The sequence below is a fragment of the Delftia sp. 11MD genome (genome assembly GCF_050907895.1).
GTDB lineage: Bacteria > Pseudomonadota > Gammaproteobacteria > Burkholderiales > Burkholderiaceae_C > Comamonas > Comamonas tsuruhatensis.
On the sequence record NZ_CP194333.1, the window covers coordinates 5,039,568 to 5,051,825 of the forward strand.

Sequence of the window (12,258 nt, forward strand, 5' to 3'; positions counted from 1 at the left end):
GCGCCGGGCTCAGCCCATCACGTCCTCGGAGAAAAGCTGCCAGCGCCCGCCCGTCTTGCGCCAGTACTGGCGCAGCGGCAGGCCTTCGGCAAAGGACTTGCTGCTGGCGCGCAGGTTGACCACGCGGATCTCGCCCTTGGCGTCCTTCCAGGAATAGATGGACAGGTCCTGCAGCGTCACGCCGGGGCGGTTGAGGTAGGCGGCCAGCCGCTCCTGTGATGTGCGCGAGGCCGGCGACTGCAGCAGGTCGGGCGCGTAGAGGGCGGCCAGCTTGCGCGGGTCCGCACCGTTCCAGGCGCTCTTCCAGTCGTCGATGACGCGCACGAAGGCGTCTGCCGCCTTCTGCTGGGCCTGGGCCTTGGGGGCCACCCATTGCAGCTTTTCGCGGATCAGCACCGGCGTCTGCCGGTCCACGGTCTGCATGAGCAAGGTGAGATCGGGGTTGGCCAGCACCAGGCAGCCATCGCTGGCCTCGGGCGCCCGCGAGAACTGGTCGGGCGGCGAGCCATGCAGCCAGATGCCGCTGCCCGAGCGGCCCACGGCCTTGTCCCAGTCATTGGGAAAGTTCACCGTGAGCGCACCCTTGCCATAGAACTCCGGCAGACGGGGCCCGGGAATGTGGCGGCCCACGAAGTAGATGCCCAGCGGCGTGCGCTGGTCGCCTTCCTGCCATTTGTCGGTGCCCAGCTTGCCCACGGAGACATAGAAGTCCCCCAGCAGCCGCAGACCGCCTGCCTCATGGGCGAACAGGTACAGCCGCGACTTGCTGGCGTCGATGGCAATGGCATGCCGCACGGATGCGCCCAGCATCAAAAACTCGCCGGGAATGGAACCCGCAGGCGGCGCGCCGCTGTCCGCCTGCAGGCGGCGCTTGAGTTCGTTTTGCAGATCCTGCAGCTGGGCCTGCGCGGGACTGGCCGGACCCTCCAGCCGTGTGACGCTGCCCACGGACAGGTTGTGCCGCACCAGCACGCCCTGGCCCGGATGGCTGGGAGCGGCGGACGCAGCCACGGGCGTGCCCGCCAGCACCTCGCCGGCACGGCCGGTCTTGAAGCGCAGCAGGTCTGCATACACCAGCTGGGCTGCGCGGAAATTGGGGACTTCGGCGGTGAGATCGGCGGCCGCCTTCAGGGCGCCATCCAGATCCCGCTGCTCCACCTGGCGGATGATGGCCAGCAGGCGGGCCTCCGCCTGGCTTTGCGAGCCGGCCGCCGCCTTGGCATGGCCTGCCGTGGCAGCGACGCCGCCTGCCGTGGCCGCCACCGCAGCAGCGGCCACGGCCGTCTTGCCCGACGCCGAGCGCAGCCTGGCTGCGCCGGCCTTGCCGGTCTTGCTGGTCTTGCCCGTTGCAGGCTTGGCGGATGCCGTCTTGGAGGCCTTGGCCGGCTTGGCGTAGGCCGCCGTGCCGAACGACATCGTGGACAGAGCGGCCAGCAGCACGGCCACGCCGGCGGCCCGCGCATGCAGGCGCAGCAAGCCGGCGGATGACCGTGCCAGGGGGCGCGCTCTTTCAGGCATCAGGAACCGGTTCCTTCGTGGGTGATGCGCCATTGTCCCTTTTCGCGCTGCATGCGCAGGGTCTTGCGGGTCGTGGTCTTGAGCGCGCCCGATGCGTAGTACTGGCGGAACTGGGCCGTGGCCTTGTCGCCGTCCACCGTCACCTTGAGGTCGCGCACGGTGACGACGATGGTGGTGCGTCCGACAATGCGCTGGCGGCGCTGTTCCTTCCACTTGGCCAGGCTGCTGCCATCGGCCGGGGAGAAGTGGTCGCTGTAGGCGTCCAGGTAGCGGTCCATGTCCTGTCCGGCCCAGGCGGTGGACCAGGCCTTGACGGCGGCCTCCACTTCCTGCGCTGCGGCCGACTGGGCCGCCTTCTTCTCGTCGACGGCAGGCGCTGCCTTGGCGGGCTCGGCGGCGGCCACAGCGGCGGCGGCAGGGGCCGCAGCGGTGGTCACGGCGGCGGCCTTGGCCGCAGCCTGCCTGGCTTCCTCGGCAGCGCGCGCCTTGTCCTGTGCGGCCTGGGCAGCCTTCTCCTGGGCCAGCCTGGTCTCGGCGGCCTTGGCTTCCGCTGCCTTGGCCTGGGCCAGCTTGGCCTCCGCTGCCTTGGCCTCTGCTGCCTTGGCCTCTGCTGCCTTGGCCTGCGCTGCCTTGGCATCGGCCGCCTTCACTTCAGCGGCCTTGAATTCGGCGGCCTTGGCCTCTGCCGCCTTGGTCTCGGCGGCGCGGGCCTCGGCCAGCTTGGCGTCGGATTCGCGGGCCTTGGCATCGGCCGCCTTGGCATCGGCGACCTTGGTCGAGGCAGCTGCAGCCTGGACCGTCTTTCCCTGGGCACCACCTTGCTTGGGGAAGATCTGCGTGATCAGGGCCAGCTTGGGCTGGATGGCCTGGCGCGATCCGTCCAGCTGCAAGGCCTTGGCATAGGCATCGCTGGCCATGCGCGCATACAGGTCGCCCAGGTTCTCATGCGCCGTGGCGTAGCTGGGGTTGGTGCGAATGGCCTGCTCCAGCACTTCCGAGGCCTTGCGTTCCTGGCCTTCGGCGGCGTACAGCACGGCCAGGTTGTTGTAGGGCTCGGGCAGGCTGGGGTAGTCACGGGTCAACGCCGTGAAGATCTTGATGGCCTGGGCGTTCTGGCGCTGCTCCGCGGCGATCACGCCCTGCAGAAAGCGCATCTGCACATCGGCCGGGTTTTGCTTGAGGTAGGCCTCGGCCTGCTTGGCGGCCTGGGGCGCCTTGCCCTGCTCCAGCAGCCGTGAGACCTCGTCCACCGCCTCCTGCGATGCATGGGCAAACGCCCCGCACAAAGCCGCCCCCAGACTGAAGGCGGCAATGGCCACGGGCCGGGCTATCCGCAAATAGGTACGACCCGGCACTCGCGACGGAACTCTGGACGAAATCAGCATATGGGCGCTCTCTACGCAATGAAAGTTGGAAGACGGGCCTGTTCGCTTTTGGGCTTACTGCATGCGCCGATACACGCCTGCAGCCAAAAGCCAGCGATTTTATAGGCGAAAGCCATCTTGCCCCGCTGCATGGGCCCGCGAGTCAAGGGCCATGAAACATGGCGCGGCACCGGCGCCCGAGTAACGGAGCATACCCGGCAGCGTTACGTAACGTGTGCCGTAACAGACCCTTGATGAGACATTGTGATCAATAGATAAATCCATACAAATCAATATCTTAGGATGATTCCTAGGCCATCCGGACCTGCAGCGTGCACGTGGCATGCATGTTGCACAAAAGGGCTCGACAGATTTTTCACGGCTTCCAAGCCACCGTCTGACCTTGTCGTCTCAACCCTTGTCTGGAGAGAGTAAATGACCGCCCAATCGATGCAGCCCACCGGCAACACCACCGTCAGCCCCGTGCAGTTCGGTGACCCGCAGCCCTCCAGCGTTGTGCTTGCGCAGCTCAATACGTCGAACATGCAGCCCGGCGCAGCCGCAGCGGTCATGCCCCGGGGCACGCCTCCCGCCACGCTGTCCCAGGTCAGCCCGGGCGTGCAGATCGTGCGCAATGGGGAAACCCTGATGGCCCAGCCGGGCAGTGCCCTGCAGGTCGGCGACAAGATCATCGTGCCCGCCGATGGCAGCGCCAAGGCGCTGTTCCAGGGCAAGGACGGCCAGACCCTGGTCGGCACCTTCGAGGGCGGCACCCAGGCCACGCTGGCCCAGCGCGAGGGTGATGGCGCAGGCGCCATGGTGCTGGACCTGGCCTCTGGCAACGTCCAGGTGGCGCCCGCCAGTGACGGTGACGCCGTGGGCCTGATCGTGACCAAGGAAAGCGCCGCAGCCGCAGCCGGCGGCTCCGTGCTCAGCGACTTCCTGCTGGCCGGCCTGATCGGCGCGGGCGGCGTGGGCCTGATCGCCGCAGCCAGCAACGACGACGACGACCCAGCCCCCCCGGTGCCGACCGATCCCACGAATCCGACCAACCCCACGGATCCCACGAATCCGACCAATCCCACGAACCCGACCAACCCGACCAACCCGACCAATCCGACGGATCCCACCAACCCGACGAATCCTACGAATCCGACCAATCCCACGGATCCGACGAACCCGACCAACCCTACGAACCCCACCAATCCGACCAATCCCACGGATCCCACGAACCCGACCAATCCTACGAACCCGACCAATCCGACCAACCCCACGGATCCCACGAACCCGACCAACCCCACGAACCCCACCAATCCGACCAACCCCACGGATCCCACGAACCCGACCAATCCTACGAACCCCACCAATCCGACCAACCCCACGGATCCCACGAACCCGACCAACCCTACGAACCCCACCAATCCGACCAACCCCACGGATCCCACCAACCCGACCAACCCTACGAACCCCACCAATCCGACCAACCCCACGGATCCCACGAACCCGACCAATCCTACGAACCCCACCAATCCGACCAACCCCACGGATCCCACCAACCCGACCAACCCCACCAATCCCACGGACCCGACGAACCCGACCAATCCGACCAATCCCACGGACCCCACCAATCCGACGGATCCCACGGACGGCCACGGCCTGATCACCTCCGTGCAGGACGTGGTGGGTGCGCTGTCCGGTGGCACGGTCGCCGGCCCGGTGGGCAACCTGATCGATACGCTGGTCAATCCCGGCAGCGGCACGCTGTCCGGGGTGACAGGCCTGCTGGAGAGCCTGACCAGCACCAATGGCGGGCCGCTGGGCGTGCTCACCGAGCTGGTGGACGGCCTGGTCAACATCCAGAACCAGGGCCTGGAGCCCCTGATCAGCACGCTCAATGAGCTGCTCAAGGGCCTGGACGAAGCGGGCTCCGGCGGCTCCATAGGCACGGTAGTGGACAACGTGCTCGGCGGCCTGCTCGACGAAGACGGCGCGCTGGGCGGCCTGCTCGCCGGCGTGGGTGGCCTGCTGGGCGGCCTGGTGGGCGGCGGAACGGGCAACCCGCCCGGCACGCCTGACAGCGGGGTGGTCACGTCCGTGCAGGACGTCGTGGACGGCCTGCTGGGCGGCACGGTGGCAGCGCCTGTGGGCCAGTTGCTGGATGCCCTGGCCAACCCCACGGACGGACTGCTGTCCACCGTGACCGGCGCGCTGGAGAACCTGACCAATGTCGAGGGCGGCCCCCTGGGTGTGCTGACCGAACTGGTCAACGGCCTCACCCAGGTGGACGGCGAAGGCCTGGCCCCGGTGATCGGCACGCTCAACGAGCTGATTGCCGGCCTGGGCAACGGCCTGGGAGAAGATGGGCTCGGCGGACTGGTCGGCAGCCTGCTGGGTGGATTGGTGCCCGGCGGCGGCACGGGTGGCGGCACGGGAGAAGGCCTGGTCACCACGGTCCAGGACGTGGTGGACGGCCTGCTCGGCGGCACCGTCGCAGCCCCTGTGGGCCAACTGCTGGACGCGCTGGCCAATCCCACCGATGGAACGGCCTCGGTCGTCACCGGCCTGCTGGAAGGCCTGACCAGCGTGGACGGCGGCCCCCTGGGCGTGCTGACCGAACTGGTCAATGGACTGACCCAGGTCGATGGCCAGGCACTGCAGCCCGTGATCGGAACCCTCAACGGCCTGATTGCCGGCCTGGGCAGCGGCCTGGGTGAAGGCGGCATCGGTGAACTGGTCGACGGCCTGCTGGGCGGCCTGATCCCGGGCGGCACGGGAGGCGGCAGCGGTGACGGCCTGGTCACCACGGTCCAGGACGTGGTGGACGGCCTGCTCGGCGGCACCGTCGCAGCCCCTGTGGGCCAACTGCTGGACGCGCTGGCCAATCCCACCGATGGAACGGCCTCGGTCGTCACCGGCCTGCTGGAAGGCCTGACCAGCGTGGACGGCGGCCCCCTGGGCGTGCTGACCGAACTGGTCAATGGACTGACCCAGGTCGATGGCCAGGCACTGCAGCCCGTGATCGGAACCCTCAACGGGCTGATTGCCGGCCTGGGCAGCGGCCTGGGTGAAGGCGGCATCGGCGAGCTGGTCAGCGGCCTGCTGGGCGGTGACAGTGGCCTGCTGGGCGGCGTCCTTGGCGACGATGGCCTGGTCGGCGGCTTGCTGGGCGGTGACGGTGGCCTGCTGGGTGGCGTCCTTGGCGACGACGGCCTGGTCGGCGGCCTGCTCGGCGGTGACGGCGGCCTGCTGGGTGGCGTGCTTGGCGAAGACGGCCTGGTCGGCGGCCTGCTGGGCGGCCTGGTTCCGGGTGGCGGCACAGGCAGCGGCGAAGGCCTGGTCACCACGGTACAGAACACCGTTGGCGACCTGCTCGGTGGCACGGCCGGAGCGCCTGTGGGCCAGGTACTGGATGCGCTGATCGACCCCGGCACCGGCGCACTGTCCGTGGTCACGGGTCTGGTGGAAGGCGTGACCCAGGTCAACGGCGGTCCGCTGGGTGTGGTGACGGACCTGGCCAACGGCCTCACGCAGGTCCCGGGCCAGGCACTGCAGCCGGTGATCGGCACCGTCAATGGCGTGCTGGCCGGCCTGACCGGCGGCGATGGCCTGCTGGGTGGTGTGGTCGGCGGTGACGGCGGCCTGCTGGGTGGTGTCCTTGGCGACGACGGCCTGGTCGGCGGCTTGCTCGGCGGTGACGGCGGCCTGCTGGGCGGCGTGCTTGGCGACGACGGCCTGGTCGGTGGCTTGCTCGGCGGTGACGGCGGCTTGCTGGGTGGCGTCCTTGGCGATGACGGCCTGGTCGGCGGCCTGCTCGGCGGTGACGGCGGCCTGCTGGGCGGCGTCCTTGGCGACGACGGCTTGGTCGGTGGCTTGCTCGGCGGTGACGGCGGCTTGCTGGGTGGCGTGCTCGGCGAGGACGGCCTGGTCGGCGGCTTGCTCGGCGGTGACGGCGGCCTGCTGGGCGGCGTCCTTGGCGACGACGGCTTGGTCGGTGGCTTGCTCGGCGGTGACGGCGGCTTGCTGGGTGGCGTCCTTGGCGATGACGGCCTGGTCGGTGGCTTGCTCGGCGGTGACGGCGGCTTGCTGGGTGGCGTGCTCGGCGACGACGGCCTGGTCGGCGGCCTGCTGGGCGGTGACGGCGGCCTGCTGGGTGGCGTGCTCGGCGAGGACGGCCTGGTCGGCGGGCTGCTGGGCGGCCTGGTCCCGGGCGGCGGCACAGGCAGCGGCGAAGGCCTGGTCACCACGGTGCAGAACACCGTCGATGACCTGCTCGGCGGCACGGCCGGAGCGCCTGTGGGCCAGGTGCTGGATGCGGTGATCAACCCCGGCACCGGCGCCCTGTCCGTGGTCACGGGCCTGGTCGAAGGCGTGACCCAGGTGAACGGCGGCCCGCTGGGCGTGGTGACGGACCTGGCCAACGGCCTGACGCAGGTCCAGGGCCAGGCACTGCAGCCGGTGATCGGCACCGTCAACGGCGTGCTGGCCGGTCTGACGGGAGGCGACGGCCTACTGGGCGGCGTGGTTGGCGGCGTGGTCGGCGGCGACGGTGGCCTGCTGGGTGGCCTCACGGGCGACACCGGCCTGGTCGGCGGCCTGCTCGACACCGTGGCTGGCGACAACGGCATCGTTGGCGGCCTGCTCGGCGGCGACGGTGGCCTGCTGGGCGGCCTCGCGGGCGACACCGGCCTGGTCGGCGGCCTGCTCGACACCGTGGCCGGCGACAACGGCATCGTTGGCGGCCTGCTCGGCGGCGACGGTGGCCTGCTGGGCGGCCTCACGGGCGACACCGGCCTGGTCGGCGGCCTGCTCGACACCGTGGCCGGCGACAACGGCATCGTTGGCGGCCTGCTCGACACCGTGGCCGGCGACAACGGCATCGTTGGCGGCCTGCTCGGCGGCGACGGTGGCCTGCTGGGCGGCCTCACGGGCGGCACCGGCCTGGTCGGCGGCCTGCTGGAGACCGTGGCCGGCGACAACGGCATCGTCGGCGGGCTGCTCGGCGGCGACGGTGGCCTGCTGGGCGGCCTCACGGGCGACACCGGACTGGTCGGCGGCCTGCTGGAGACCGTGGTCGGTGACAACGGCGTCGTCAGCGGCGTGCTGGACACGGTGGCCGGCGACAACGGCATCGTCAGCGGCGTGCTCGACACCGTGGCTGGCGACAACGGCATCGTCAGCGGTGTGGTCAACACGGTCGTCGGCGACAACGGCATCGTCAGCGGACTGCTGGGTGGCGGCAGCAGTGGCGGCGGCCTGCTGGGCGGGCTGCTGGGGGGATCGTCCGGTGGCGGACTGCTCGGAGGCCTTCTGGGCGGCACTTCGCAAGCGGCAACGGCCTCTGCGGCCGAGCTGGATCCGATTGCCACCTCCATCAGCAGCCATGCCAGCAGCACGGCCGATGCAGCAGCCAGCGTGTTGACGCAGCAGTTGCACCACAACGCCCTGCTGTGAGCTGCAGCGGCGCCTGCGGGCGCCGCATTCCTTCCCTGCGCCGCCGCCTCGCGGTGGCGGCGCACGTCCCAGGAGATTTTCCATGTCACACACTCTCAGGCTGTGCACCATCGTGCTGCTGGCCGCAGGCCTGGCCGCCTGCGGTTCCACCGCCACCACCAGCACGCAGCGTTCCGAACACCACTACGCCTTCGGCAAGGCCCCGGCGCCTGCGCCGGCCAGCTCCGGCGTCGCACCCGTGGTGGCCACGAGCCAGGCCGACCAGCGCGGTCCCGCCAATGTCGCCCACATCGTCTACTTCGACTTTGACGCCTACACCATCCGCAGCAGCGACCGGGCCATCGTGGAAAGCCATGCGCAGTGGCTGCGCAGCAATCCCGGCCGCTCGGTGATGCTGCGCGGCCATACGGACAGGCGCGGCGGCATCGAATACAACCTGGCGCTCGGCCAAAAACGTGCCGACGCGGTGCGCAACAGCCTGCAGCTGCTGGGCGTGAATCCGGCCCGCGTGGAGTCCGTCAGCTACGGCAAGGAGCGGCTGGCCGACGAAGGCACGAGCGAAGACGCCCACCAGCGCAACCGGCGCGTGGAATTCGACTACCGATGAGCCGCCGCGCTCCGCACTCGCCTGCCGCCGGGCCGCCATGAAAGAACAGATCCGTACGCGGTCAGCGCACCGCAGCCCGGCGTCCCGTTCCCACGGGAAGCGCAGCCTCCCACTGACCTTGACCGAGGCCGAGAGCATGTTGTCGCAGCAATTGGCAAATGGCCTGGAGTACCTGGCACGGCACATGGTGTTGCTGCCCGAGCCCTACCCCGGCTGCATTCTTTTCTTCACGGTGGCGGCCGAGAACAAGGCCGCCTCCGTCTTCCATGTACGCGCCACCACGCTGGAGGCCGCCTGGCGCGAGGGAGCGACCCGCGTGCGCCAGTGGGCCTGGGCCCGCAAGCGCGATGAGGTCGATCTGCGCATCGACTGGGTCCAGGACATCACACCCCTGGAGGCGGACAGTCCCCTGCCCGATTGCCGTGCCTGGACCGAGATGCCCCTGCGCTCCCTTGCCCTGGCCGATGCCAGCCTGGAGCGCGCGCAGTTGCTGCACCCCTTGCTGCCCGATCCGCCCCAGGGTGGGGCTGCCGGCGCACCCGACGATGAGCCCCCCCTCCCACGCCCCCTGCATCCCCCCTGCCTGCTGCTGCACCTGCGCGGCATGTACATCAGCGGTGAGCATCCCGCCTTGGCCGTGCCGCGAACCGACCCGCCGCAGCAGCGCCTGTGGCCACACCTCGTGCCGGTGCACGCCGCGGTCCAGCAGCTGCTGGCGCAACAGGGCAAGGAAGGGAGCTGGCCCGGTTGCGAAGACGTGTGCGACCACCTGGGCGTGACCTACGCCCTGCTGCAGGCCCAGCGCCATGCGGGCAGCGCCGCACTGGCGCAGGCCATTGCGCTGGCCATGGGCCACGTGGAGCAGCGGCTGCAGCCGCTGCCCGGCGACTGCCTGCCCGGCGCGCTGGCCATGCTGGTGCTGGCCCGCCACCTGCGCAACAGTTTTGTGCTGGGGCCGGGGGCCGACAGCCAGGCCCGCGCCCGCATTCCGGCGCTGATGGACCCGCTGGCGGAAAGCCTGCTGTCCACCGCGGCCGCGTCGGCCAGCGCCACCAAGGCCGAGGCTGCGGCCCACGCCGATGCATCCCGCAGCGGCCAGCCCCTGCTGAGCTGGGCCGAACTGGCCATGCATGCCTATGCCAGCTCCCGCCCGCCCACCAGCGACAGCCCCACGCTGCGTGCGGCGCGCAGCGCCCTGCCCGAGACGGCCGTCCTGCCCGCCGCCTTCCTGCAGGCCGCGCTGCCGCCGCTGCTGCGCATGCCCGACAGCCCCGATGACCGCCCTGGCGGGCAGGCCGACGACCCCTGCGCTCGCTGGATAGGCATTGCACTGGTCGAAAGCCTGCAGCTCGACGCTGGCCTGGAGCCACAGCCCACGGACCTGCTGCGCCAGTGGCAGATCGGCCTGCAGCGCCATCTGCAGGCCCTGGCCCAGCGCGCCATCTGGCCGGAACAGGCGCTGTACCTGCCGCCCGCCCGGCGCCGCCATGCCGCCTTTGCCGACGCCAGCCTGCGCCAGGTGCTGCAGTCCCCGCGCGAAATCGCCTGGCTGCTGGCATCCAGCCTGGCCGGCCTGGAGCTGCTGGACGCGCTGGCCCAGGCACTGCGCTCGGCTGCCAGCCACGCAGTGGCCGAAACCGAACCGGAGCACGAAACCGAAGGCGAAGGCGAAGGCGAGGCCGTGCCTGCGCAGGCCGGCAATGGCCCGGATGCGGACGGCAGCCCTGCCAGGGCCTGCTTGCCGGGGGCGCGCGACGGCGAGGCCGCGGGCCGGCCGGCTTTCTCGCCCGCGGCCGGGACCCTGTACCCGTCCATGTCCTGGGAAGGCCCTGCACTGGCCGAGCTGATGAACGGACGCTGGCTGGATGCCCCGTCAGCGCAAGGCAGAGGTACCGGCACCTGCTGCGCGGGGCTGGACGCCAGCCGCCTGCACCATCAGCCCGGCGCCGCCGTGCTGGTGCGGCGTGCCGGCATGGCCCTGGGCGTGCAGGCCGCCGCGCTTCCCACGCTGCGGGCCTCGGCCCTGATCAGCAGCAGCCCGCAGGGCCTGCTGCACCATGGCGTGCCCGTGCTGCATGTGCCCGACATACAGGAAGGATTGCGCAGCCTGGCGCAGGCCGCCCGGCGCCGCATCCAGGCGCCCGTGATCGCGGTCAGCGGCTGCGTGGGCAAGACATCCACCCTGGGCATGCTGCGCCAATGCCTGCAGGACGGCGGCGATGCACGGGGCGACGCCCTGCTGTCCCAGGGCACGGCGCTGCAGATGATCAACTGGAGCGAGGCAGCGCCCTGCGCCCTGCTGGAGCTGCCATTGCAGGCACTGCGTGGAGATCTGCCGCTGATTGATCCAGACATTCTGGTTATTACTAATCTTTCAATTAATGACATCCCCAGTACTGGTGATTCCGAGCAGTGCGGACCGGCCGGTCTGTCCGCCTGCCGCAAATACGAGGCGCTGCAGGAAGTCGTGGAAGCCATGCAGCACATGCACAAAGGCAGTGCATTGGTGATCGAACAAGACATAGGTGAAAACCCGTGCATTATTGAGAATGCCCAACGCATGGGAATGCGTCTCATCACCTTCGGTCCGCATTCCAATGCGCAGGTCCGTGAAATGGGGTTTCACAATGGAAATCTGCAAATAAGCATAGACAACCGGCGCCTCGGGATTTCCCTGCAATCGGATGGCCACCACATGGCCCGCAATGCTCAGGCCGCGCTGGCCGCCATGCATGCGCTGGGCTATGCGCCTGCACAGGTCCAGGCCTCGCTCGCGCACTGGCGGCCGCTGATCGGCGCCGGCCAGCCGCAGCTGCTGCCCAGTGGGATCTGCCTGCTGGACCATAGCCTGAGCAACCACTTACTGTCCATGCATGCTGCTTTTTCCCAGCTGCAGGAGCACGCCCCCCATGTCAGCCGCAGGCTGATCGTGCTGGCCGGCATACAGCCGGGCCAGGTCAGCATGGACACTGCACAGCTGGCGCTGGAGCCGCTGGTGCGCGCGGCCCAGGCCCGGCGCGTGCTGCTGTACGGCGAGCCGCTGCGGCAGCTGGCGGCGGCGCTGGCAGATCTTCTGCACGTCAATTGGTATGACGATCTCAATCAATTGATCTGTTCACTTCTTCGCACAACCCATAAAGGCGACACGGTTTTGTTGGCAGGCCGCGCCACTACCAATCTGGCCCTGGCCGCAGATGCCATACGAGACAGTTTCAGTGGACACGGGGCCCACCTAATAGCATCCAGCCCCGCCATCCGCTTTGATCCACATCAAAATCAAATGAACATGCATTATTGATTGAATAAAACTTATAGAGG

5 protein-coding genes are annotated in these 12,258 nt (G+C 69.4%); 3 read left to right on the plus strand and 2 right to left on the minus strand.

The genetic code is table 11. The annotated features are described in order from the left end of the window. Positions 1-9: 9 nt before the first annotated feature. Together ACRSCF_RS23070 and ACRSCF_RS23075 are read right to left on the minus strand one after the other, a co-directional pair. Positions 10-1,518, minus strand: a complete 1,509-nt coding sequence (locus ACRSCF_RS23070; protein ID WP_133073701.1) for a L,D-transpeptidase family protein — start codon at positions 1,516-1,518, stop codon at positions 10-12. Then, a complete protein-coding gene (locus ACRSCF_RS23075; protein WP_244386678.1) occupies positions 1,518-2,837 on the minus strand; it encodes a L,D-transpeptidase Cds6 family protein in 1,320 nt (439 codons plus the stop codon). The genes ACRSCF_RS23070 and ACRSCF_RS23075 overlap by 1 nt, the downstream gene beginning before the upstream one ends. Before the next feature lie 480 nt (positions 2,838-3,317). On the opposite strand from ACRSCF_RS23075, the gene ACRSCF_RS23080 reads away from it, so the two are divergent. The 3 genes from ACRSCF_RS23080 (at position 3,318) to ACRSCF_RS23090 (ending at position 12,238) form a co-directional block, all read left to right on the plus strand. Then, entirely contained in the window at positions 3,318-8,333 is a 5,016-nt protein-coding gene (locus ACRSCF_RS23080) for a hypothetical protein (RefSeq protein WP_324622694.1), read from the plus strand. A gap of 82 nt (positions 8,334-8,415) precedes the next feature. After that, positions 8,416-8,940 (plus strand): OmpA family protein, encoded by a 525-nt coding sequence (locus tag ACRSCF_RS23085; protein WP_016450685.1) that lies wholly within the window; start codon positions 8,416-8,418, stop codon positions 8,938-8,940. A gap of 136 nt (positions 8,941-9,076) precedes the next feature. After that, entirely contained in the window at positions 9,077-12,238 is a 3,162-nt protein-coding gene (locus tag ACRSCF_RS23090) for a Mur ligase (protein WP_244386681.1), read from the plus strand. The last annotated feature ends 20 nt before the right edge of the window (positions 12,239-12,258 follow it).

Coding starts and splice junctions, on each gene's coding strand:
- ACRSCF_RS23080 (WP_324622694.1), top strand. CDS start 3,318: ATGACCGCCCAATCGATGCAGCCCACCGGCAACACCACCGTCAGCCCC.
- ACRSCF_RS23085 (WP_016450685.1), top strand. CDS start 8,416: ATGTCACACACTCTCAGGCTGTGCACCATCGTGCTGCTGGCCGCAGGC.
- ACRSCF_RS23090 (WP_244386681.1), top strand. CDS start 9,077: ATGTTGTCGCAGCAATTGGCAAATGGCCTGGAGTACCTGGCACGGCAC.
- ACRSCF_RS23070 (WP_133073701.1), bottom strand. CDS start 1,518: ATGCCTGAAAGAGCGCGCCCCCTGGCACGGTCATCCGCCGGCTTGCTG.